This window comes from Pseudomonas sp. NFX224 (assembly GCF_048565165.1).
Taxonomy (GTDB): domain Bacteria; phylum Pseudomonadota; class Gammaproteobacteria; order Pseudomonadales; family Pseudomonadaceae; genus Aquipseudomonas.
This window is the reverse complement of the sequence record NZ_CP183416.1, coordinates 2,153,326-2,177,287: the sequence shown is the minus strand read 5'-3', so window position 1 is coordinate 2,177,287 and position 23,962 is coordinate 2,153,326. Positions and strand designations below refer to the sequence as shown.

General features: G+C 57.6%; 15 protein-coding genes. 5 read left to right on the top strand and 10 right to left on the bottom strand.

What is annotated here, in order from left to right:
* Positions 1–4 precede the first annotated feature (4 nt).
* The 9 genes from ACNYC6_RS09815 to ACNYC6_RS09775 form a co-directional block, all read right to left on the bottom strand.
* Entirely contained in the window at positions 5–706 is a 702-nt protein-coding gene (locus ACNYC6_RS09815; RefSeq protein ID WP_419712125.1) for a M48 family metallopeptidase, read from the bottom strand.
* Entirely contained in the window at positions 703–4,029 is a 3,327-nt protein-coding gene (locus ACNYC6_RS09810) for a type I restriction endonuclease subunit R (RefSeq protein WP_419712124.1), read from the bottom strand. Before ACNYC6_RS09810 ends, ACNYC6_RS09815 begins: the two co-directional genes overlap by 4 nt.
* A gap of 78 nt (positions 4,030–4,107) precedes the next feature.
* Positions 4,108–5,760 (bottom strand): ATP-binding protein, encoded by a 1,653-nt coding sequence (locus tag ACNYC6_RS09805; RefSeq protein WP_419712123.1) that lies wholly within the window; start codon positions 5,758–5,760, stop codon positions 4,108–4,110.
* 1 nt (position 5,761) lies between these two features.
* A complete protein-coding gene (locus ACNYC6_RS09800) occupies positions 5,762–7,027 on the bottom strand; it encodes a restriction endonuclease subunit S (RefSeq protein WP_419712122.1) in 1,266 nt (421 codons plus the stop codon).
* On the bottom strand, positions 7,020–9,515 hold the full coding sequence (locus ACNYC6_RS09795; RefSeq protein ID WP_419712121.1) for a type I restriction-modification system subunit M: 2,496 nt from the start codon (positions 9,513–9,515) through the stop codon (positions 7,020–7,022). Before ACNYC6_RS09795 ends, ACNYC6_RS09800 begins: the two co-directional genes overlap by 8 nt.
* A 112-nt stretch (positions 9,516–9,627) precedes the next feature.
* Positions 9,628–9,969, bottom strand: coding sequence for a hypothetical protein (locus ACNYC6_RS09790; protein ID WP_419712120.1), 342 nt, complete (start codon positions 9,967–9,969; stop codon positions 9,628–9,630).
* A complete protein-coding gene (locus tag ACNYC6_RS09785) occupies positions 9,966–10,946 on the bottom strand; it encodes an integrase domain-containing protein (RefSeq protein WP_419712119.1) in 981 nt (326 codons plus the stop codon). The genes ACNYC6_RS09790 and ACNYC6_RS09785 overlap by 4 nt, the downstream gene beginning before the upstream one ends.
* Positions 10,924–11,277 (bottom strand): hypothetical protein, encoded by a 354-nt coding sequence (locus ACNYC6_RS09780; RefSeq protein ID WP_419712118.1) that lies wholly within the window; start codon positions 11,275–11,277, stop codon positions 10,924–10,926. Before ACNYC6_RS09780 ends, ACNYC6_RS09785 begins: the two co-directional genes overlap by 23 nt.
* Entirely contained in the window at positions 11,261–12,661 is a 1,401-nt protein-coding gene (locus ACNYC6_RS09775) for a YfjI family protein (RefSeq protein ID WP_419712117.1), read from the bottom strand. The genes ACNYC6_RS09780 and ACNYC6_RS09775 overlap by 17 nt, the downstream gene beginning before the upstream one ends.
* A gap of 1,268 nt (positions 12,662–13,929) precedes the next feature.
* Here ACNYC6_RS09775 and ACNYC6_RS09770 point away from each other — a divergent pair.
* The 5 genes from ACNYC6_RS09770 (at position 13,930) to ACNYC6_RS09750 (ending at position 22,576) form a co-directional block, all read left to right on the top strand.
* Positions 13,930–14,106: a hypothetical protein gene (locus ACNYC6_RS09770; protein ID WP_419712116.1), complete on the top strand. Its 177-nt coding sequence runs from the start codon at positions 13,930–13,932 to the stop codon at positions 14,104–14,106.
* A gap of 182 nt (positions 14,107–14,288) precedes the next feature.
* The gene (gene zorA, locus ACNYC6_RS09765; protein WP_419712938.1) at positions 14,289–16,637 is read left to right on the top strand and encodes an anti-phage ZorAB system protein ZorA; all 2,349 of its coding nucleotides are present in this window, start codon (positions 14,289–14,291) and stop codon (positions 16,635–16,637) included.
* Positions 16,637–17,380 carry an OmpA/MotB family protein gene (locus ACNYC6_RS09760; protein ID WP_120125144.1) on the top strand — a complete coding sequence of 248 codons (744 nt, stop codon included), beginning with the start codon at positions 16,637–16,639 and terminating at the stop codon, positions 17,378–17,380. Before zorA ends, ACNYC6_RS09760 begins: the two co-directional genes overlap by 1 nt.
* Positions 17,381–17,466: 86 nt before the next feature.
* Positions 17,467–19,539: an EH signature domain-containing protein gene (locus tag ACNYC6_RS09755; RefSeq protein WP_419712115.1), complete on the top strand. Its 2,073-nt coding sequence runs from the start codon at positions 17,467–17,469 to the stop codon at positions 19,537–19,539.
* Between the two features lie 7 nt (positions 19,540–19,546).
* The gene (locus tag ACNYC6_RS09750) at positions 19,547–22,576 is read left to right on the top strand and encodes a DEAD/DEAH box helicase (protein WP_419712114.1); all 3,030 of its coding nucleotides are present in this window, start codon (positions 19,547–19,549) and stop codon (positions 22,574–22,576) included.
* Positions 22,577–22,677: 101 nt separating this feature from the next.
* Here the strand turns inward: ACNYC6_RS09750 and ACNYC6_RS09745 are convergent, their stop codons facing one another.
* Positions 22,678–23,934, bottom strand: coding sequence for an integrase domain-containing protein (locus ACNYC6_RS09745; protein WP_419712113.1), 1,257 nt, complete (start codon positions 23,932–23,934; stop codon positions 22,678–22,680).
* Positions 23,935–23,962: the final 28 nt, after the last annotated feature.

Genomic DNA, 23,962 nt, shown 5'->3' with positions numbered 1-23,962 from the left:
GTACTCAGATTCCTTCAACATCAATTCCGTGTTCTGCCAACCATGTCTTGCGCTGTGCATAGTCAGGCATGACGCGCTCCAGGCGGAGCCAAAATTCTGGGGTGTGATGTGGCTCTTGCAGGTGCACCATCTCATGCACCACCACATACTCCGCAATGGGCTTGGGTAGCAGGATTGTTTTCCAATGGAAATAGAGCTGAGCGCCCTTGCCACAGGAACCCCAGCGATAGCCCAAATCCTGCACACGCACTCCGCTTGGGATAAGGTCCATGCGGCCTTGGTGGCTCTTAATGCGCAAGGCCAGCCAGCTGCGGGCATGTTCGCTGTACCAGCGGATAAAGTGTTCGCGGGCCCGAGGCAATTCGCTGCGCAGCAGGCGGAAGCGACCGGCAGAGAGTTTCAGAGGCACATCCTGCTCATCAACCAGTTTGAGGCGATAACTTCGCCCCAAGTACAGAAACCCCTCTCCGTCGACGTATTCCTTGGTAGGGATCGCGCGTTGCAGGCGTTCTTTTTCCGCCAGACGCGAGTAAATCCAGAAGCTTTTTTTCGCTACGAATTGCCGCAGCGCCTGCTCCTCAACCTCTGGCGGGGCAGACAGAATAAGTGTGCCGTCACGTTCGACAGTGATCTGTAGCGTCTTGCGCCGCGCGCTGCGGCGTAGCGTCAGTTGTAGGTCGTCTACGGTGAGGGTTTGATTGCTCACAGCTGCATCAACCGTTCATGGCTAGCTCTCGCCTGATCCATCAGGCGGTCAGACAGTGCACCCGCCGTATCGCTATCTACCAAGGGCGGACGTAGTCGCATCACGTAATCGAATAGCTGCCCGGCCAGCTCCTCTTGTGCCGCTCGCTTGCGCGGGCTCCAGATATCGCGGTGGCTTTGGAGTTCGCCCACCAACAGATCGACCAGTTCCACTGTCACATCCTTCAAGCGCAGCAGCTCAGCGGGCTGCGGATTGGCGTCGGCACACACCACATCCAGCAGGGTACGCAGGAAGGATGCATAGTGCTCGGGCAAATCCAGAGGGCTGTAGTCATCGCTCATTTGACCGCTGCGCAGCTCGTTGATGATGTTCTGCATCTGCTCAACCAACTGATCCCACTGCTCGCCCAGCGACTTGAGCAGCTCGTTCAGGCGTTCGGACAGCTTGCGATAAAGCACCGGATCTTCATCAGCATGCTTGCGCACATGCGAGCGAATGGCGTGCTCCATCTCTGAGGCCTTGGCGCGGTCGTTGACGCTACGGGACAACTGTTTCTCGAAGTCTGCATCGGTGAGCTGGATCGGCGGAATCTTCGGGTCGATGCCCAGCGAAATAACGTGATCGTCGATCAGCTTGCGCACCTTGGCGCCGACATCCTTGCCCAGTTGCGGCAGGTCCTTGTAACGCCCGCGCGCGCGTGCATGGATATAGGCCAGGCGCTTGGCATCCTTGACGAAGGGCAGGCCCTCGGGGCGTGGCAGTACGGTGTCCAATGAGTCGAGGAACGCTTTGAGCTTTACCGCAAATTCGGCGCGCACCTTTTCCGACTCCAGTGCGGCAATGCAGGCTTCGGCATCTTCCAGCGACTCGATGCCCTGGCGACGCAGCACATCCACTACACGCAGATGACGATCTCGCAGCACCGGCACCTCGTCCTTGATGCTGCTCAGCGCACCTTCGATATCCTCGTCGGCATAGGCTGCCAGGGCTTCGCGCAGGTGGTTGGCGACCCCGTAGTAGTCGACCACGATGCCACAGCGCTTGCCGAAACCAGTACGGTTGACCCGCGCAATGGCTTGCAGCAGCTCGGCTTCCTTGATTGGCCGGTCAAGGTACATGACCCCTTCGATGGGGGCGTCAAAGCCGGTGAGCAACATAGACTTAACGATCAGGAAAGCCAGCGGGTCGGCCTTGCCCGGCTGCTCATGATTCAGGGGCTTCTTGAAGCGCTGGATCAGCAGCTCGTGCTTGCTGCCATCCGTCCAGGTTTTCCACTCGGTCGGATCGTTATTTGAGCCGGAAATAATCGGCGCGAACTCCAGGCTGCGTAGCCTGTCGCGATAGCGCCACGCCTGCACGCGCGCCTGCAGCTTGGGTGGACGCTGGCACAGTGCTTCATCGTCGAGGTCCTTGTCGGTTGCTGGTAACGCTTCGGCCTCGGCCAGCAACTGATCGCGGGCGGCCTGCAGCGCGTGGAAATAGCGGATTGCCGCAATCCGGCTATAGGCTACAACCTGCGCCTTGTAGCCATTGGGCAGAATATTGGTGACGTAATGTCTGAGGATGTCGCGCGCCTTATCAGCGATCAGCGCGGGGGCATCAAAGATATGGCCTTTGGTGGCGTATTTTTTCTTGATCAGCTCCAGCTCGTCCTGACTGTGCTCGCGGAACAAATCCTCGAACAGTTCATCCAGGCTCGCCCCATCTTTCACTGCGCCCTGGGCAGTGCGCCCTTCGTAAAGCACCGGCACCGTCGCGCCATCTGCCTCGGCTTCCTTGATGGTGTATTTATCGATGAACGCGCCGAAAATTTCGTGGGTGCGTTTTTTATCGCCCATGATGATCGGTGTACCGGTAAAACCGATGCGCACGCAGTTGGGCAGGCCTGCCAGCAGGTTCGCGTGCAGATCGCCGGCCTGGGTGCGGTGCGCCTCATCGATCAATACCAGAATGCTCTCGTCGTGGTTGAGCACCTCGAACGGTTTGTTCACAAGATAGGGCGCGCGCTTTTCTGCGGCTTTGAGGGGGGCCGCAGCTTGCACAGGGATCGGCGCCTCCCCATCTTCCTCCTGCTCGGGATTTCGATACTTTTGGATGGTGGCGAATACCAAGCCGGGGCCCTGGCGACGTGCCAAGGCCTTGACACCCTGAATATTGGAGGCCACCTCCGGCAGCTCGCCGCTCAGTGTGGCAGTGGCGGCGAGCTGATTTTGCAGGTCTTTACGGTCGGTGACCACGATGATCTTGAAGCGGCGCAGTTGTGTATCCGTGCGCATCTTGCGCACCAGAAATACCATGGTCAGGCTTTTGCCCGAGCCTTGAGTGTGCCAAACGATGCCGCCGCGCTGGTCACTCTCGCCATGCTCAAGACGTGTCTGCCCGCGTTTCATGCGGGTCAATGTGCGGTTCACCGCGCGGTATTGCTGGTAGCGGCAGACCGTCTTGATGGTCTGCCCGCCAACCTGCATAAAGAGCATGAAATGTCGGATCAGGTCGAGCAGGTGGGCTGGCGTGAGCATGCCTGCCACCAGGCGCTCCTGTTCGGACAGTTTGGCTTTGCCCAACTGCTCGGCTCCTGACTGTTCGCTGCCGTTGCCATCCGGGCCAACCACGGTCTTCCATTGGGAGAAATGCCCGAAGCCAGCACCAATGCAGCCCACCCGTGCTTCGTCGTAGCTACTGGCGACCAATAGCTGCACACTGGCGAACAGAGTCTCGTTTCCCTCGTTCTCCTCGACCTCGAAGGCCGCCTTGCGCTGGTTGCTGTAACGACGTAATTGATCGACAGCCTCGGCAAGCGGTTCTGGAATGGAGGGGCTCTTGCACTCCACCAGCACCAGCGGGATGCCGTTAACCAGCAACACCAGATCCGGGACAATAAATTTCTTGCCGCTGTTATATCCTGGCGGGCAATCCACTCGGAACTGGTTGATCACACTGAAGTGGTTATTGGCCGGGGTGGCCCAGTCGATGTATTGGATAGTCTGGCCACGCCCGCCTTCCCAGCCCGGGAGGCCGTCGACAGTGATGCCTTTGAGCAACAGCTCAGTGACTGTTTGGTTGGCTTCCATCAACTTGCCGGCGCCCACGCGGGTAATGGCCGCCAGTGCTTCGGCAATGCGCTGCTCATCCAGCCAGGGCTGACCGTCACGCAGGTTGATGGCACACAAGCGCTCGGCCAGTGCGGCCCGCTGAATCACTTCACTGAAGCTGTTGCGGCCAGTGATGGCCGGGTCGTCGAGGCTGCCCTCGATATGCTTCCAGTTCAGCCCCTGTAACTGAGCCACAAAGGGTTTTTCGACGTCTTCCAGTTCCCAGCCCACGGGTTACTCCTTTAATCCAGTTCAGGTATGTATGGGCTCATACAGGCTCATAGCAGCTCATAGCAGCTCATAGAGTTTTTAGCCGAGCTTATAGACCGACCAGCGTCGTTCACCTTGCTGTATCAGTACGCCCTTGTCTTTCATGCGCTTGAGTAGTTTTGCCGCCTGATCAGGCGAGAGCCGGCAAAGATCCATTACTTCAGCGCGCTGAATCTGCCCATGCTGCTGCACATAGTTCAACACCATTTGCTCATGTTGAATGGGTGTGAAGCCTGCCTGGCGGGTATAGGCGGCTTTGTCGCCCACTGCCTGGTACAGGCTGGCCGACAGGGTATAGCTGCGGCCGCGGGTAGAGCCGTGGGCTGCCACCAACCCGGCTTCTGTCAGGGCTTCCAGGGTGCGTTTGGCGCTGGCGGGGTCGCGCTGGATCTGTACGGCCAGTTCGTCGGCTGTGACGCGCTTACTTTCGTGCAGGGCGGCCAGGGCGATCAGGCTGTCGATGGGCAGCTCGGCGTTGGTGGCACGCTCCTGCTCGACTACCAGGCGGCGGAAGTCCAGGTCGGCCTCTGCGGTGGGCAGGCGCAGCACCACGCTCTGGGCGGTGGTGTAACTGTAGTCCGGGGCCGGTCGGCCGAACTTGAGCATGCCGCGGAAAATCTTGTCGACGCCTCGGCCAGAGCGTTCGACTACGCCGACGCGCTTCATGGCGTCGGCCAGGGTCGGGTTGCGCGGGCGCGGTTCGGTCACCAGCAGGTTGGCCAGGGTCACACCATCGACCAAGCCACCGGGGTTGCTGACCACCAGGGCATCGTCTTCAAGACGCACATGCACCGCGCCCCGGCCGTGGTAGTCACGGTGGACCAGGGCATTGGCCACGGCTTCTCGGAAGGCGCCGAGGTCCACCTTGGGCACCGGCACGCGGAACAGGCCGACCTGCAGTTCTTCCTCGGGGTTGTAGGGACGGAAGTTGGTTTCCAGCCAGTCCAGTGCCTTGAGCAATGGGAAGCGGCGAAACTCATTGAAGCGCACTGCCTGCTGGGCCAGCACCTGGAAAGCGAACTCGTGGGTGGGTACCAGTTGGCGCAGGGAGGTTTCCCGGCCGATCAGTAGCAGGCCGGTAAGGGTCGGCACGCGCATACCGTCCGGCTGGCGCGCAGTGAGCAGCAGTGCGCCGTCCAGGGCTTCGTCGTCCAATTCCAGCAGCACTCGGTCGCCGCCGTATTGCTGCACCGCCTGGCGCAGGCGCTCGCGCTCCAGCGGGTCGAGGTCGGCGAGAGTGGCACCGGCCACCGGCTGGGCGGAAACATCGAGCAGGCCGAAGCTGCTTGCGCGGCTGCTGCGCTCATGTGGCAGCATGGCTATGCATTCGGGCGTGCCGTCGTGCTTCAAACGACGGCGCAGGTAGACGCCGCTGGTGGTGGCCACCTCGCCCTGGGTTTTGGGTACATGGATACGCGCCACGGTCACGCCATCCAGGTCGAGCGCCTCGGCCTGTACGTTCAGCGACGGCGAGGTGCGCGCTGCGACCATGCCGGCCAAGCCCTCCAGCAGGCGATGCTCCGCATGCAGGCCGGTGGGCGTACCGTCGTCCTCGACACCTAGCCATAGCTCGCCGCCTTCGGCATTTGCCAGGCAGACCAGCGCTTCGATTAGTTCGCGGTCGGGGAGCTTGCTGCGGTCGCTCTTGAATTCGACGGTGAGGGATTCGCGAGGTGGCAGGCGCTGTGGCATATCAGGCTTCCGTTTGTGCAGCTGCTTGCTGCATAGATTCCAGTAGCGGGGTGACACGCACGCGGCCGGTCAACAGGTCGTCCATTAGGCCAATCTTCTGCTGCCGAAGCTTTTCCAGTTCGGCATCATGCGCTGTCAAATGCTGCTCAGTTTCCATCATGATGGCGGCCGCTTGATCCTGCTCTCGGCGCGGAGGTAACGCAATTTCGTAGCCTTTGAAGAATGGCAGGCCTATGGTCTTGATCGTGCTTCCCATCGCTATCGCTTCAAACTTAGGCTTTTCTCGCTGCAGGTAGAAGTACAGGAAAAGGTTGTTCAGCTTTTCTCCGCAACGCCACGCCATAAAGTGCTGGCTAACCGCCATGTTGCAGCCGAGGATGGCGCTCTTACCAATCCCTGCATCGCGGGACAGAATGACAGTTCCTTCGGAATGAAGAACTGCCGATGAGTTGGCTATACCAAGCTCGCTGATTTCCTTGTCCGTTTCGTGGATGTAGATCTGGTCGAGGCGATGCGAGTCGGCCAGAGAAACCCACTTCACTCCGCCATTCCAGTAGGAAAGAACATCCTTGCTCGGCGTGTGCCCGCTGCCACGTGCCGTAACCGTATCGAGCCGGAGCACCTCCCACTTGCTCGGGATCCACCCCAGCGGCGATTCCTTGTAGAGCTGCGGCGCTTCGCTCTGCCGCGGGCGCAGTTGGCCGTTGGCGTCGATGCCACGGGTCAGCAGGTCGTGCAGCAGGCCCTGCTTGACGGCCTTGAGCTTGACGATCAGTTCCTGGGTTTCGCGGATGGCGGTGTCGAGGGTGTCGAGGATTTGGGCAATGCGCTTCTGAGCGGGATAGCCAATAGGCGGTTCGGCTATCGCATAAACATCCTTCGTCGACAGATGTCGGACTGTCGTTTGCGGGGTTCTACGATGGATTTCCGCGATTTTTGGCTTCAGGTACCAATACAAAAAGCCTTGATCAATTTCTCTACTAGCCGATGAGATTCTGCACACACGTTGATTGAGCAGAGCATCTTCACCCTCCCATCGATGCACCTCAAAATCGCCATCCATGGCAACCAGTAGGTCGCCTTTGGAGACGCGATATGCAGGGTCATACGCGCCTCGGAATCGAACCTCAGTGGTGCTGCCACCGAGATCACGAATCCGAATCAGCGGCAAACCATCAAGCTGATTGAAGCCGCTAGACGGAAAGGCAAAGCCAGATAGTACCTCAATCTTTCCATTGAGTAATGGAGCCTTATCGAGCTCAAACATACCCCAACCCCTTCAGGAACCCCTCAAACACCTCTGCCGCCGCATCGCGCTTCTGCTCTATCTCTTTCAGCGTTACCCGGTACTTGTCCCACCAGTTCTCGAATGCGGCAATAATCTGCGCGCGTTGAGCGGAGATATAGCGCTCAACGATAGTCTGCATATCGTTGTGCAGAATAGTCAGCAGCAGCTCGGCGGCTTGTGGCTCGTCCAGGCCGTCGACAGCTTGATTCAGGTGGCTGGCGAAGTTTTCCTGCTGGGTTTTAAGCAGCTTCTTTACGTTGGCCAGCTCGACCTTCCAGGCCTTGATATGGGCTTCGTTGATCGGACTTTCTTCGTCGTCGGCATCCACTTCGCCGTCTTCCTCGTCGGAATCCTCTCCCTTGCTTGTGGCGGCGGTCTTAAGCTGGCTATCCAGTTCGGCTTTTCTCGCTTCCAACTCGGCTAGCCCGGCTACGAAATCGCCGAGAAGGAACTTCACCAGTTTGTGCTCCAATGGGCTTTGCTTGCTGGCCTTGTCTTCCAAGGCGGTGATGATGCTGGTGCGCCAAGCGTCGATCACACCCCGACTGCCGCGCGCCATCAAACCGAGAAAGTCATACTTGCTCTGGTACCAGAAGCCGGCGACGATGCCCCTGACTTGGAAGGGGTCGAGCAGGGCAATACGTTCCAGCGTCTGGCTAAAGCTGACCAGCAGTTCTCCACGCAGATTGACCAGCGCGGCGTTATTATCGAACTTCCCGGCCAAGGCGGTTATACGCGGGCTGTGTTCGTGCCACCAGCTCTCGAATGCCTCACGCAGGGCGGCTTCCTTGGACTGCAGGCCGGCATTGCCTTCGATGGCCGGCTTGAGGTCGGCACGGCGGGTTAGCTCGCCGCCAAAGTCGAAATATTGCAATTCGCGCGCCACGAGAAGGTCATGCGGGTCGAGACCATGCGCGGCGAACAACGGAGCTTTCGCCTCGATTTCGGCCTCGGGCACACCGCCAAACAGGTGTGCACGCACATCATGCGGCTCGGGCAGCGGTGCGTTATCCACATAGCGGCGGATATTAAGGTTGTAGTCGTTTTCGCGCAGTGTGGCGATATCCACCACGTCGCTGAGACCGCCGATCCGGCGAAATTCGTCAAAGGCGGTGGTGATCTTCTCGATGTGCTCGGGCAGTAGGTAGTTCTGCGCACGGCCCTCGAAGTACTCGCGGTCGGCGTTGATAAACAGCACCTTGCCCTGCCGCTGGGCAGGCTTGGCGCTGATACGGTTGGCACCTTCCTGCTTTTGTTGGCGCAGGATGAGGATGCAGGCGGGAATGCCAGTGCCATAGAAAAGGTTGGCCGGCAGGCCGATCACGGCTTCGAGCAGGTCGTTTTCGATAATGCCAGCGCGGATTCCGCGTTCCTCACCGCCCCGGAACAGCACGCCGTGGGGCAGTACGGTGGCGATCATGCCCTCGTCGCGGGTCACGGCGAGCATGTGCTGGAGGAACATCAGGTCGGCCTTTTTCGAGCCCAGCGGCACTTCACCGAAGCGGAAGCGCTGCTCGCGGAATGTCGGGTTCCAGGCCAGGCTGCCATCTGGGCTTTTCTCGGTATGACCCCAGTTGATGGAGAATGGCGGGTTGGTGAGGACTCGGTCGAAGCGGCGCAGTTCGCCGCCCTCGATATGCCGAGGGTCGGCCAGTGTGTCTTCGTTCTCCAGCCAGGCGTTGCTGATGCCATGTAACAGCATGTTCATCTGCGCGATGGACCAGACGGTACCGTTGAATTCCTGGCCGAACAGGTTGGCCTTGCGGCCGTCCTCGCCGTGCTCGTCGATATATTCCTTGGCAGCAATCAACATGCCGCCCGAGCCGCAGCAGGGGTCGTAGACATCGTGTGCCAGAGTCGGCTTGAGCAGTTGAACCATCAGTCGCACGACAGAGCGCGGCGTATAGAATTCACCGCCTTTCTTGCCGGCCGAGTCGGCGAACTCGGCGATCAGGTACTCGTAGGCTGCCCCGAGTAGGTCAGGGAATTCGAAGTCACTGTTATGCAGGCGCACTTCACCAAAGTGGGTGATGAGCTGGCGCAGCTTCTGATCGGAAATCTTGCTCTGGCCGACCTTGCGGGTGAAGTCGATGTGCTCCAGCACCCCTTCCAGGGAGACGTTGTTTTCCTCGATGCCGCCCAGCGCCTTGTTAAGCAGGTCGCCGACATTGATGTGCGCTTCGTTGAGCAAATACTTGAAGCGCGAATGGCTGGGCACCCAAAAATTGCCATCACGCTTGTACCAGCGCGGGTTTTCCGCTGTGACAAAGGCCTCGGCCTTGCTCTTGCCGGCGTTTACTTCATCGGCAACTACCTGCTCATAACGCTCCTCGAATACGTCGGAGCAGCGCTTGAGGAACAGCATGCCAAAAATGTATTCCTTGAACTCCGAGGCATCCATCTTGCCGCGCAGAATATCGGCAGCCTTGAACAGATGGCGTTCCAGTTGTTGCAGCGTGAGGGGCATTGCGGAATCTCTTGTGGGCACCCAGGGAGCGGATGCCGATCCTGATGGCATAAAATGCCGGTGATTGTACCCCAATCCAAGCTCGGCACTGAGCAGTCTCGGTTGCAGGGATTCAGGGAAATACCAATCTCTCCCTCACGTCATCCCGCCAATAAGCGGTGTTGCGACACACGGCAGGGGCGATGACCAAGTCTCGGTCCCTCCCTAATCGCTTCCAGACCAATGAAGCCGTGAGTAGGTAGTAATACCGGGTGGCGTCGGAATGGTCTTTCAGGTACTGGGTGAGAAACCAGCGCACATGCTTGAGTTGCCAAGTCCAAGGATTATCACGTTGCCAGCGCTCTTGAATGGCCGCTTGCATGACTCGAGCTTGCCGTAGGTGACGTTGCTGTGTGACCTTCGAGCCAGTCAGTACGCCGCTCAGGAACAGCGCCATATCAAAGGGCTTGCTCACGCTCGACCTCCAATGTAGGCCGACGCTACATCGATCCTGTTATGCCCGAGCTCAAGGCTGATCTGTTGCCGCGCCTGTTGGTCAAGGTCGCGGTCAATGCGATAGCAGTGGCCACCGTTGACCGGTGCGGCGTGGCCCGTGAGTTGCTCGTAACGCTCGCAGGCGTAGGCCGCGCGCAGTTCATGAAAACCCTTCAGCTCTTGTTTATGCAGCGTTTCGCGGGTGGGGAGCACGGTCTTCTGCAGGAACGCTGCGTATCTTTCGTTTCGGGCCAGCAAGTTGCGGCTGCCGGTCGGTGCCGCATGACGAGCAAACTGCAGCGCCGCCTTCACCGCTTCATTGGCTATGACCCATCGCGGTGCTGATGCCCCCGAGCGGCCACCTTTGGTGCCGTCCTGAATGTTGATACGTCCCAAGTGTTCGGCTTCGCGTTGCAGTCGCGGCAGGTCAGCGAGGATCGCTTCGCGCAGGCGCATACCGGTTGTTCGGGCCAACAGAACAATCGCGGCCACCCGCTCGTATTGCTGTTCGCCGAGCGCCTCGAGTACTCGCTGCACCTGTTGCTGGTCTTGACCATCTGGCGCACGGGTGCGTACGCTGGAGCGCTGTTGTCCCAACGCCTGACTCGGGCTGGCGATCCTCACGTCCTGATCACCGCGCAGCGCAGCGAGGGTGCGGTTGACGCTGCTTAGGCGGTTCTGCGCGGTGGCGATGCAGAGTTCACCTTGCTGGATCTGCTGGCGCAGGTAAGCGGCGTAGTCTTGCAGCGTCTGTCGATCAATCTGGCGCGCATCGTTGCAACCTGGGCCGTCCTCTGATCGACACCAACGCACGAACGCTTGCCAGCGGTCGCTATGCGCTTTGACCGTGGCGAAGTGGCCACCGGCAAACAGATCCTTGAGCGCTTGTGGGCCGGCGTAGCTCAACTGGCGGCCATAGCCAAAGTTGCGACCATCACGCCGACCGACCATCGTCATCACCGTTTTCGTGTGTTTGCAGAAAAAGAAGCAGGGCTTTCCAGTGGGGGCTGAACCTGTCCACCTGCTGCCAGTGTGTTGGGCGGATCAGGAGGGCGTTCTCCTGGTGTTCTAGCAGTGCCCCTTCCTCACGCAGTTGCTCGATCAACAGGGCGATGTCGGCGGGGGCAAGAGGTGGTGTGGCGACAGCGGCGACAGTGGCGACAACCCGCTTCATTCTTGGCCTGGCGTGTGGCGACAAGGTGGCGACAGAAGCGGCGACACGCCGTGTTTCTGATTGTGATTGATGTTGCGCCTGGTAGCGGCGCACCGCGTCATTGAGGCGAAACATGGCGGACCTCGAAAGTTTTGGCATCGCGACAGTTCAGCCAGTTATGCGTGATCAGCTCGACGAGCAGTGTGGCGGTGTGATGGCTGCTCTTGCGGGCAAAGCGAGGGCCGTTGCGATTGAGATCGCGGATGGTGAAGTGGGTCCAGCCTTTTTGCGTCAGCCAGCGCAACAGTCGATCCGCTTCCTCACGTAAAGTGTTGATTGGCTCTTGTTCGGTCAGGCGTTGGATCTCCGCCAGGTAGTAATCCATCAGTGTTGAGGCGCGTTGAATATGGGCCTCACTCACTACATTCGCATCTTCAATTACCGCGAGCACACCGGCGATGCGCAGTACATTCGCCGCCGCTTTTCCTGCGACGGATTGGACGCCCGCCAGCTCACCGAACTCGCCAGACTGGCATTCGATGGTGTCGTGAATATCAATCCAGGCAGTGCGAGCGCTGGGCGTCAGTTCCAGCTTGGCGGGGTTAAGTGAACCGTCTTTGTGCAGCGACAATGGCTTATCCAGCAGGGTGGTGATGCGCGTTTGGTAGCGCTGGACCTTGGCATCTCGCGTCAAGTCGACTGCCTTGTACAAACGCCGGCCGACCAGACGTTCGGGCCAGCTGATCAGGCAGCGACCCAGGATGCCTTGGCCTTTGATAACCGAGTCTTTGAGTAGCTGGTTGGCCAAGTAAGGCTGCAGCATCAAATGCAGGCTGAGACGGCGGTCGTAAGCGCGCAGGCTTTCTCCGGCCATGGAGCGCGCCCTGTCGATGGGGCTGCCATCCCACAGTGTCGACAAGGTGGTGATCGCCTTGAGCAAGTTCTCTTTGCTCATGGTGCTGCTGCCCAAGAATTGGCCACCTTCATCATTGAACAAGCCCATGCTGGGCAAGCCATGGCATAAGCTTTTGATCAAGGCCTCAATGGTGGGTTCGGCGATGATCAGCCTCGGCGGGACTGGCTCAGATAGTTCGCTGCCTTCCGCCTCCGCTTGTTTCTTTGAGGTTTTGGGTTTGGCCATGATGCTGGTAGCGGCGCGATAAGCTTTGAGCTTTTCCGCATACAGGGCCCACTGCTGTCGTTCCCAGTCGCGCGCCGTCTTTAGTGCCAGATGATCCACCGCGCTTTTGCGATCACCCGAGGACGCCACTGTCAGCAGGTAAAGGGACAGCGGATAGGTTCGGCCGTCGAGTTGGACATTGGCATGACCCTGGCTCACCAGAGCAGCGCTGGCCAGCACCGATTGTGCAGCCATGGCGCGGGGCACGCCGATCACCTCGGCCAGTCGTTCGACCGCAGGGGCCAACAGTTTCCCGAGTGCTTCAACCGGGTAGGGCAGTGGTGCCTGCTGGTATTCCAGCAAGGGTTGTGGAGGCTCGAACGCTTCGCGCAGTTGCATCGCTATTCTCCTGAGATGATCAACTTTGTCCTCACTCATCCCGCCACGGTTGTTGAGTGTTATCAGGGATCAAGGCCCCTGCGACCTGTGAGGTTTGTCCACTAGCGCGGGACTGACGGCTCCTTACGGCCGGGAGCTTGGGCATCTCATGATCTGGCCTCCTGAACACCGATACCGGTGGGCGGGTGGAGGCTGCACTGGCTGACGAGACCAGTGCCGCGAGATCCTGAGTCGGGTAAAAGCAGCGATGTGATGACCGGGGCATGCCTGACTGTCAGTCAGGTGCAGTCCATTCCTTGGTCTGCGGCACCATCATCTGCAGCGCTGTTGCTGGTGACAGCGGCGTTTGTCACGCCGATTGTCACGAGGGGGAGAGCTGCAAAGGCCCGTGGGAGCAGAGCTGCAGCAGTGTGAGATGCGCCCGTCTCTTTTCTGGAGAAAGAGACGGGCGAAGGGTTGGCGCAAAAAGTTGGCCGGGCAGGCTCGTTGCTGCGGGGCTTGAGGGTTAGCGGGTTGCCGCACTAGGCGGATCGTTAAGTAGGCGTCCATCACTCTGGCGAATGACTGTGCGAGCCTCCGGGCGCGAATCGCACTTAGGGATGAACCACCGTGATAGCGGCATGACCTTGAAGGTTCTGGCCATCTTAGGTGCTGCCGATGGCAGCGCTTTGAAGCTTTGTTTTATCGGTCGCAGGGGTATGGGTCAATCGGGGGAGAGCGTCTGGAAATTTGCCAGGCACATGGTTTGGCCTGCTTTGGAGATCGGTGGCAGTCATTAGCAAAGTGGCCGTTTGTCGCTTTTATAGTGTTAGTCCCTGAGCATGGGGGTGCGAAGCCTCCCCATGCTCAGGGACTTAGCCGGAGAGGCTAAGAGCAGGGAGGCGTTGGCGACTGTCGCCATCTGCTCCGACGGCAATGATGTAGACGCCACGCGGTCTGTCGCCCGTGTCGCCGTTGTCGCCACCCTAACGGATCGGCATGCATTGGGTTGTGACGCTCGGGAGTCGTCATCAAGGGCGAGATGGCTGGGAAATGGCAATTCACGATTGGGTTCAATACTCGTCGGGACAGTCTTCTGCTCAAATAGTTCCATTTCGACGGTCGTCGACCTTTACGCACGAAAATCTGGTGGTTATTGTGATCGCAGTCACACACTAGCGGCCTGTATGAACTCGTGACCGAATGCGCGTTCCCAGCCGTTTTTCAGCTTCTCGCTGCCCCTGAACGCTCGTATGGGCTGGCTCGGCCGCGTCCCCTAGGAATTCAGCATGGACAAGAAGTCGCTCTCGGTACGAGACATCTTCAGCAAATTTACCTCACCGGCTATCGCCAATAGGAGATGGGGCCTGCGCAAGCCGGTGCGAGAGAAAAACGGCTTGATCAAGGGCGCTATCGTCGTGCGCGGTAAGTCGCATCTGAATTTTTTTTGTGGGAGGCGACGTTGAGCAATTCAACATCTCCCTTGCTAAATAACACCTTGTTGTCGCCAAGGTTGATCAACTAACGCCACTCTGCAACTAACCCTGCGCCCGCCTCAACCAAACATCGTCAGAAGTGTGAGCCTCTGACCAATGTGTTGGTGGAAAAGGCTGCTTACTTACTGCTTACGCTGATCCTCTGGACCGATATCATGGAATTCTTGAATCACCTGTTGCCCAACTTTTCCTTGCTGAAGAGCGGTAGTACCGAGGCCCTAGGTGTCGTGTTCTGGTTGATCATGGCGGCACTTTTCACCTATTCGGTCATCTCTTTGATTCGCAGCGGGCTGAGCTTTAGGGCGCGCATGCGTGCGCTGAACACCCTTGTCGCTGGACAGAGTCGTGAAAACCTGGCCCTGAATCGTCGAGAGACCTTGCAGAAAGCGCTTGGGCTCAAGGTCAAGCGAGTCGGTGTACTGTGGCACGAGTTTGACGACAGCCTGGTTAGCTCTAGTGATCACAAACAGTTGTTCAACACTCTCGATGCTGAGCATTTCTTCAATGCGCGCACTCTGGCTCCGGGCCTGAGCGGAAGTCGGTTTTTCGGTTCGCTGCCTGGTTTATTGGTCGGTTTGGGCGTGCTGGCCACGTTTGTGGGTCTGACCATCGGCCTGTCTAAGCTGAAGTTAGACAGCAGCGGAGGAGTAGATCAGTTACGGGCAGGAATCTCCGTGATGATCCAGGGCGCAGCTGTTGCTTTCATGGCATCGGTATGGGGCGTTGGGTTTAGCCTAGTGCTGAACTTGATCGAGAAGATTGCCGAGCGCTGGGCGTTAGGTCGGATACATGATCTTCAGCACCAGATCGACGCGCTGTATCCACTGATTCCTGCCGAGCAGTCGCTGGTACATATCGCGGATTACAGTCGCGAAAGCAAGGAAGCCCTTCAGGAATTGCACGAACGTATCGGTGATCGCCTGCAGGAAAGCCTTGTAGGTATGAGTGAGGCGATGCAGACGGCACTCACCGATGCGTTGAACAACATAATGGCACCTGCCATTCAGACGCTCGTCAGCACTACCAGTCAGCAATCCACCCAAGTGCTTGAACAGTTGGTAAGCAACTTCACACAAGGACTGACCTCGGCTGGGCGTGAGCAGGGCAATCTGATGCAGCAGGCTGCTGCGGATGTGAACACCGCCGTGGGTAGCATGACGCAGCAACTCAACCAGCTGTTCCAGAGTTTGAGCGACCAGCAGGGACGCCAACAAGAAGTTGTCCGTCAGCAAAACGGAGAGTTTCAGGACCAGCTGAAGCAACTATCCAATTCAGCTGATCAGCGCCAGCAGCAATTGGAGACGCGTTTCAATGAGCTGATGAGCGGGTTGACGGGGCAACTGGACATTCAACTCAGCTCCGTCGAAAGACGGGATGAGGAGCGCCAATTGTTGTTCGAACGCACTCTGGCCGAGGCCAGTGCGAGCCAGTCCGCGTTGCTTGAGAAGTCCGCCAGCGCCAGCCGTGAGCAGCTGAAGGCCATGACCGAGGCCGGCAATGAGCAACACAGGAGCCTGGAGACAGTTTTCTCGCGATTGATGATGACGATGAACTCCCAGCTGGATTCGCAGATGGGCGCTGCAGAAACACGTGAGCAAGAGCGTGCCCAGCGTCACGAGCATCAACAGGCCGCTTCACTGGCCCAACAGCAGCAATTGATTGGTAGCCTAGGGCAAACCAGCCAGCAGCAAATCAACGCTATAGCTGAGACCGCTTCTGCTCAGCAGCAGGCATTGGAAGTCACAGTCGGTAAGTTGCTGGGCAACTTCAGTGAGCAGATTGCAGGCCATGGGCAGCAAGCGGAACATCGCGAACAATCGCGTCAGCAGCGTTTTACCGAGCAGTTGGAAAACATGGCGCTGCAACAACAGGCGCTTCTTGAGGGTATAGCCACGGCCGTTCAGGCGACTCAGCAGCAGAGCAGGCAGATGACTGAACAACATCTGCAACTGATGGGCCGCCTACAGCAAGCCAGTGAAGCTGCCGCTACCAGCAGTCGGCATATGGATAGTAGTGCCAACCAGCTCGGCCTGCTTTCGACCAATGTTCGCCAAGCGGCTGAATTGCTCGGCCAGCGCTTGGAGAGCGTGACGCATCGTATCGAGTCTGCGGGTGAGCAGAACGCTCAGCTGGCTGGCCACTTACAGAGCCAGGCCGCTGCGTTGGCACAACTTCAAGGCGCCCTGCTGGAAAGTGCACAGCGCTTCGAACAGGCCGCCACCGAGGCGCGAAACGGATTTGGTGAGATGGGGAGCCATCAGCAGGAATTCCTCGCGGGTGTGCGTGGCGAGTTCACGGCCCTAGGGGAGGTGCTGCGTAGCCAGGTACAAGGCATAGAGCAGCAAGCAGAACAATGGTTGCGCAATTATTCCAGCGAGGTGCGTGATCAGGTGCATGAGCGCATGGACCAGTGGAACAAAGAGACTATGAGCTTTGCCAACCAGATGCATGCCGTAGTGAAGGTGATTAACGACGTGGTCGATGAGCTGGAGGCCCGCTGATGCGCTGGCGTAAATCTAATGACGTTCCAATGGAGGATGAAGATCCGTACTGGAAGTCCTTCGTAGATATCATGTCGGCCCTTCTAGTGCTATTTATCCTCGCTTCGGTTGTTCTGATTCTTCAGCTGATGGAGAAAAGCGCGGACTTCGATCAGCAGGTTGAGCAACTGAAAAAGGCAGAAACGGTTCGGCAACAGATTCTCGATGAAGCAGTCGAAAAGCTGCGACAGCGGGGCATCAAGGTAGAGGTTAGTGAAAACCATACGGTGTTGCGTATTCCCAACGAATTACTTGGCTTCGATACTGGCGCTTACGAGATCCAGCCGCGTTATCAACAAACGGCACTGGAGATTGGTGAGGTCATCAATCAGGTGGTTAGCCAGGATGACCGCATCAACTATCTCGACACCATTTTTATCGAAGGCCATACGGACAACCGTCCGTTTCCTGGCTTCATGGGGAAAGGTAACTGGGGGCTTTCGACGTTTCGCGCAATCTCGCTTTGGCAATTCTGGAGCACTGAGATACCTGAGGCTGAGCGCCTGAACCGGCTGAGTAACCAGGATGGCGAACCACTGTTTTCAGTTAGCGGTTATGCAGAGACTCGACCCGTGAGCAAGCAGCAACGAGGTGAAGAGGATTATCGGCTTAACCGCCGCATTGACATCCGCTTCACTATCCGTCGGCCGCAGAGTGCTGATTATGAGGCAGTCAAGACCTTGCTTGGGAATTCCGGCCAGTGAAGCTGCCGCCGATAGACAACCGCCCCGGTGAATGGCCGCCTACAGTCATTGAGGGTTGGGTACGGCTAGTGGAAAAGGCCAATCGGATGAAGGCCAAGGTGGGGGGGAGTAGTGCGTTCGAACGAATGCTCGCTCGATTTCGCGACATGGCTGGCAGCGGGCGTTTCGACGGACTTAAAGAGTTGCTGACGCGTCGACTTGGCGCGAGGGCGCTGACTTGGCTCTGGTTGCATGACGAAGTTGTAGGTTTCCGACTGTTCAATGCGCGAATGCTCGATGTGCTGATTGAGCACCAGAAGCCTCGACTTAGCCGACTGACGTTAATCCAGCTGATCCAGCTGTACTTCCGCCATTTCGATCATTTGGACGAGCGCGAAAAACAGGCAGAAAGCAGCTTACGTGGTCGATTGGAACTTCATTTGTTGGACCAGCTAAAGCGAATGCCTGCGCCACGCCAGGCATTCGGTAGTGATTCACTCGTAACCCTTAGACGGGAAGGTGAGTGGCTACTGACGCTTGATGGCCCACTGATTTTGGTGAAGTCAGTCCGCAGTAAGGGGGAGGAGCTGGGCCAGACCTTTGAAACCCTTGGTCTAAGTGGCTTCGATGTCGGGCGTTATGGCGATATTTGTCGCGCGCACTACTATCTCGAAGTACTACGCCAGCTGCACCCTGGAGAATGGGATGACGTGCTTGATGAGTTGCTCAAACCTTCGGTGAGCAAGGCTCCTTATGAGGGCGACAAACGAATAGGTCATGCCGCCCTGGAGATAATGATCGACCGAGCGGGGGACGATCCCGGTGACGCTTGGCAGAACTTCTTCCTCACTCTCGCCGGCGACCCGCGAATTGCCAGTTCAGCGCAGAACTTCCGTGAATGGTGGAAGCCATTAGGCCAGGAGCGCATTGCCAAGGTCTGTGGCTGGCTCTCCAAAGAGGACTTGCGGCTGTTCCTGCAGGCAGTCGAACAGTATGGCTTGGAATCGGGAAAGGAAGATCTCAAGCGAATGTTCCCGGCGCGTAAATTGTTTTTGGAGGGTTTGTTCAGGCTCGGATTGATCCGGCACACGAGGCTGATGCTCGGTCGCAGTGCCAAGCATTCCGTAAAGCGTATTCTCGGGGGCGAGGTAAAAACCAGCTTCGCGAGCATGGACTCAATCATGAACGACAAGGCTGTGATCTATCTGGACTGCGGCGATTTCCATCTGGTCGAGGGGTCACACAGCTTCAAGATCTGGGTGTATCTCGGCCAGCCTGGGCACTGGATCAAGTCTTACGAACGCAATCAGTTTTCGCATTACGATTTGACCACGTCGTTGCCGGGGCAGTACAAGGCGGCCTACCCGACTCTTCCCTACGAGGCGGTAACCCACAATGGCTCCTGGCAACGCAAGGTATTCGACTTCCTGGCGGAAAACGGTATTTCAGTGGATATCGAGAAACTGCTGAGCCGATCTGAGTACAAGGCATATCTGAGCAAGTACGGCATGCCGGTTGTGGGTTGGAAGAAAGCGCGAGTTGAGCCCCTGGCGCAACAAGGCACAACGCCTGATTTAGCCCTAGCCACCAAGCCATCAACGATTGCGTCTGTGGTGGAGCAGCGTGTGGTTATGCCACGTGTAATGACGGAAGACGCCCACGCTTCGGGGGTGCCTGGTACCGTCGACAAGGAGCTGACCGATAATCAGCTGTCCATTTTGACTTATCTGGCCGATCATCCAGGAAGTTTGATGGGAGATATCCGCCGGGCTTTAAAGGGAGATGAGGCGCTCTTTTATGAGATTCAGGACAGCCTCGGCGGAAGCCTTTCAACGTACGTACAGCAAAATGGTGCCTTCCAATGGTCATTGTCCGACAAGGGTAATGCATTGCTGCGTAAAACCGCTTTAGCATCGGTAGCGGCGAAAGTAGTTCGGTCACCTGTAGCCATTGACTTAGGGCGACTTGGAGTATTTGAGTTACAGGTGCTCTGGTATTTCAAAGAGAACCCGGGGGACAAGGTTCGACACGCGGCAAATGTGCTGGGGGTCGATGCACGTGAAATTAATCGGGTGCTCAATGGGCCCTTAAAGAGTGCGTGCGAGCAAGGCAGCGGCTTCTGCTGGTCGGTAAAAAAAGAAGTTTCTTTGGCATTGGATCGCCAGCCGGCGGGGAAGTGAGATGATCATGGGACTAGCTGACATCTTCAAAAGCTTGCTGGGGGAAGGGGGGGTAACGCTAAGTAACCAGCAGGGCTTCTCCCACGCGGCGGACTCGGATGGTGTGAATTTCTATCTGGACAAGACAGCGTATACAGCGTTGTTGGAGGGAAAGGGTAATTCCTTGCAGAAGGTCCAGATGGTCGTTCTGCGCATGATGCAGGAGCAGGGCATAGCTGAGCCCCTGGCCAATGGATTCCATGTTGCTGCCGAGGACGTTGCAGGCACGGATGAAGAGCAGGCGGAAATTCTTCGGCTGCCGCGACGCTTCAACATGACCTTCGCCAGTAAGATCGGTGGTAGAACGGGGAATAGCGGTTTCCGCATTGATCTGGCGGTTCTATCCGAGTCCGTTGAAGTACCTTTCACTCGCAAGGGGCCACTGCTTTTTCTCACTTCAACAGAGTCCTATCGACTGACCCCGGCCGAGTTGATGGGTTTGATGGCTTGGGAACGCCACCAGAATTTGCTACCCGAGCAACGAGGGGAGGCAGCCAATCTGCGTATGATGGCCGAGCTGCAGACTGCGGCTCGTAGTGGTATGCGTATCGACCTCAGCCATTTCGACAGGCTGGATGTGGTGGTGCCTGAAAATATCGGTGTCATTGCAACTCGATTGCCCAATGGCAGCCTAATGCTCAGCCCCAGCTTGGGAGATGGCTCTACGCCGGACCAATTAGAGAAACGCTGGTCGCAATTGGATATAGGGGCCGATGGCGGCGTTTTGCGAATCGACAATCGGGTGGTGCTTCTCGAGCCGCAGAAAATGGCGGCGATCAAGGAGGTGCTGAGTAACAAGCGTATTCCTGCTGACAAAGTGGCCGAGTTCATCGCTACTCCCAGTGCTTTCCTGGATGCGGCCCTGGTCAATCTCGATCTTGGTTTCTCAATTCGTGTCACCGGAATCGGCAAGCTCCAGCACATGGAGTTTGGTGACCTGGACAATCGGAAGAATGACTGGTTCGCGCTTGACTCACGGCCGGCGCCCGCAGAGATCATTCCGACCCTGGTGCAATCCGAAGAGGACTTGGTACGCTTCACCGAAGTCTACAAGGCTGCCAAGGAGCAGGGCGCAGACAGCATGATTTTCGCCGGAGAAGTCATTGATATCTCCGACCATGTTCGAATCGATGAGCAGCTGAAGAAAGTCGAGAGGTCCTTGGTAGACCCGGAAACCGACTTGCCTTCTGATGAGGAGCCATCGGTGGGTCCGAAGGAGCGAGTCAGCGTACTGCTGCACGATGCCGACGAGATCAACAGTGCTTTGCTGTGTAAGGCAAGTGAGGCCAAACCAGCGCATGAGCCTAATTGGGGAGCCTATGCTCGCCAGCCGTTCCCGCACCAGCGGGAGGGTGTCGAATGGATGCTTGGGCTGCTGGAGTCGGCAGTTCAGGATGATCATGGTGATCTATACCGGCTTCAGGGTGGACTGCTGGCCGACGACATGGGCCTTGGCAAAACTTACATGTCATTGGTGACGGTAGGTGAATACCTTGCCCGTCAGAAAGTTACGGAACGTGCGCAGAAGCCAGTTCTGGTCGTGGCACCCTTAAGCCTCCTGGAGAATTGGGAGGATGAGGTCAATCAGACTTTCAAGGGCATCCCTTTCCGGGACATCGTGGTACTACAGTCGGGAAGGGATCTGAGTCGCTTCAAGGTCAAGGGGGCTGAGCGGGAGTCGGCACAGCTGGCTTCTCTGATTGATGAGGATGGAGTGATGGCTGACGATGCCATTCGTTACGCTCTTTCCATCGGCCCGGAGGCTGGGGTACATCGCCTGGACATGGATCGCCGCCTTGTACTGACCACTTATCAGACACTCAGGGATTACCAGTTTTCACTGTGCAGGATTGACTGGGGCTTGGTGATCTTCGACGAAGCGCAGAACATCAAGAATCCCAATGCTGCGCAGACGCGAGCGGCAAAAGGACTGAAGGCGGATTTCAAGCTGCTGGCAACTGGCACACCGGTCGAGAACAGCCTGGGGGATTTCTGGTGCCTGATGGACACCGCGCAGCCAGGCATTCTCGGAGGATGGGGCCAGTTCCGCGATAGCTGGATCAAACCAATCCTGTCCGCAGCAGAGGATGAAAAGGATGAGATAAGGCGGAAGTTCGGCGCGGGGCTACGCGAGGCCGTCGGCAGGTTTATGCTCCGTCGCATCAAGGAAGATCAACTGAAGGGGCTTCCCAGCAAGACCATCCATAGCGGTGTGGAGCAGCCGAAGGGCGGCCAGCAGCTACATGCGGCACATCTTTCCGTTTGTATGAAGGGTGCCCAGCTACAGGCGTACGATGCAGTACTAAATGATTTTCGTGCTCGACGTGCGACCGAGGACATGCGAGGTACTGCACTGGCGGCATTGGCCCAGTTGCGTGAGATCTCGCTCCATCCGTGTCTTCGCGAAGAAACAAAACTGATGGCCAGCAATGCCAGCGAGGCGCGCGCAAACATGGCGCAGTCGGGGAAGTTGGCAGTGCTGCTGGAGTTACTTGATCGTATCCGGCAGAACGAAGAGAAGGTCATTTTGTTCATGGTCACCAAGCGGCTTCAGAGAATCCTGAAGCTTTGGTTGGACCAGATCTATGGACTGGATGTGGCTGTTATCAATGGTGACACGGCAGCAGTTGCAAAGAAATCTGACGAGTTGACTCGCAAGAAACTGATCACTGTTTTCGAATCGAAGCCTGGTTTCAACGTGATGATCATGTCACCAGTAGCTGCAGGGGTTGGATTGACAGTGGTTGGTGCCAACCACGTTGTGCACTTGGAGCGCCACTGGAACCCTGCAAAGGAAGCGCAGGCATCTGACCGAGTCTATCGAATTGGTCAGAAGAAAGACGTGCACATTCATCTTCCTGCTGTACTACACCCGCAATTTGATTCGTTCGATGTTCATTTGGATCGCCTACTTCGAGGCAAGCTGATGCTAAAGGATGCGGTCGTGACGCCTGAAGCGGTTAGCGAGAGTGAGATGATTCAATCCATGGGGCTCTAGCTGACTCTACACAAAGGTAATCAGGAACTGCTGTTAACCAATCTCGCCGAGTAGCGACGCAGTCCAAGTCAGCGCCGTTGTCACTGCTCTTGTAGCGGCAATCAGCGGATTGGTACCACATTCCTGTCTCTGGCTTGACCGTATGCCGAAGCGAGCAGGCTACCGGTGGCCGCTTTTTGGATGTATTCACTCCACCAGGCCATCATCGGACGCCGGCGCTCGATGTAGTCGGCTCGATTGTAGGCGCTCCGCACCTCATCCTTGTCGACGTGCGCCAGTGCGACCTCAATGAGCTCCGGGTCCCACCCATGTTCATTCAATATGGTGCTGGCCATCGAGCGCATGCCGTGGCTGACCAGCCGATCCTGGAATCCCATGCGTTTCAACGCCATGTTGGCGGTCTGGCTATTGGCGTGGGTGCGTGGATTTCTGTCTGCAGGGAAGACGTATTCGCGATGTCCGCTGTGAGTCTTCAGTGACTCCAGCAGTGCGACAGCGTGATCACTCAACGGAATGCTGTGTGGGCGGCGCTTCTTCATCCGCTCCGGTGGGATAGTCCAGACACGCCTTTCAAAGTCGATGTCTGCCCACCGAGTAGTTGCCGCCTCGGCGGGGCGAGTCATCGTGTGCAACTGCCATTCGATCAGGCAGCGCGTCGTGCGTTTGATGCTGGCGTTCGCGATCTCCAGCATGAGCTCGGGGAGCTCTTCGGGCGGAAGCGCAGCCATGTTCTCTTTCTTGGGCTTCTTGAATACCGCTCGGATACCGCTGAGCGGGTTGGCGAAGATCAGGCCGGAGTTCACGCCATAGGTCATGATCTCGTTAAGCCGCTGGCTAAGACGCTTGACCGTTTCCAGGCTGCCTTTCGCTTCGATTGGACGAAGCAATGCGATCACCATCGGCGCGGTGATTTTCGTGAGTGGTGTCGTCTTCAAATCGGGGAACACGTGCAGCGTGAGCGACCGCCAAATGTCCTCGGCGTAGGCAGGGGTGACCGAGTCCTTCTTGAGTTCGAACCAAGCGGTGGCCACGTTCTCGAAGGTGTGTTCCGTTTCTGCGCGCTTGGCTTCATTCAGCGTATTGCGCTGCACCTTCGGATCGATGCCTTGGGCGAGCAGCTCGCGCGCATCGACTGCCATCTTTCGTGCATTCGCCAGTGACAGTTCGGGGTAGGTCCCGAAGCCGATGTTGATGCGCTTCTTGGTCACCGGTTCGCGGTAGTTGAAATTCCACAGCAACGAGCCGTTGCTGCGTACGCGGAGCTGCAAACCATCACCGTCAGTGAGGACGTAATCCTTGGACGCGGGTTTGACTCCCTTGAGCTGTCGATCGGAGAGGCGGAGGTTTTGAGCAGGCATGAGATTCTCCTCAGGCACTGATTCGGTA

Coding starts and splice junctions, on each gene's coding strand:
- ACNYC6_RS09805 (WP_419712123.1), bottom strand. CDS start 5,760: ATGCCACAGCGCCTGCCACCTCGCGAATCCCTCACCGTCGAATTCAAG.
- ACNYC6_RS09800 (WP_419712122.1), bottom strand. CDS start 7,027: ATGTTTGAGCTCGATAAGGCTCCATTACTCAATGGAAAGATTGAGGTA.
- ACNYC6_RS09795 (WP_419712121.1), bottom strand. CDS start 9,515: ATGCCCCTCACGCTGCAACAACTGGAACGCCATCTGTTCAAGGCTGCC.
- ACNYC6_RS09785 (WP_419712119.1), bottom strand. CDS start 10,946: ATGACGATGGTCGGTCGGCGTGATGGTCGCAACTTTGGCTATGGCCGC.
- ACNYC6_RS09780 (WP_419712118.1), bottom strand. CDS start 11,277: ATGTTTCGCCTCAATGACGCGGTGCGCCGCTACCAGGCGCAACATCAA.
- ACNYC6_RS09775 (WP_419712117.1), bottom strand. CDS start 12,661: ATGCAACTGCGCGAAGCGTTCGAGCCTCCACAACCCTTGCTGGAATAC.
- ACNYC6_RS09770 (WP_419712116.1), top strand. CDS start 13,930: ATGGACAAGAAGTCGCTCTCGGTACGAGACATCTTCAGCAAATTTACC.
- ACNYC6_RS09760 (WP_120125144.1), top strand. CDS start 16,637: ATGCGCTGGCGTAAATCTAATGACGTTCCAATGGAGGATGAAGATCCG.
- ACNYC6_RS09755 (WP_419712115.1), top strand. CDS start 17,467: ATGAAGGCCAAGGTGGGGGGGAGTAGTGCGTTCGAACGAATGCTCGCT.
- ACNYC6_RS09750 (WP_419712114.1), top strand. CDS start 19,547: ATGGGACTAGCTGACATCTTCAAAAGCTTGCTGGGGGAAGGGGGGGTA.
- ACNYC6_RS09745 (WP_419712113.1), bottom strand. CDS start 23,934: ATGCCTGCTCAAAACCTCCGCCTCTCCGATCGACAGCTCAAGGGAGTC.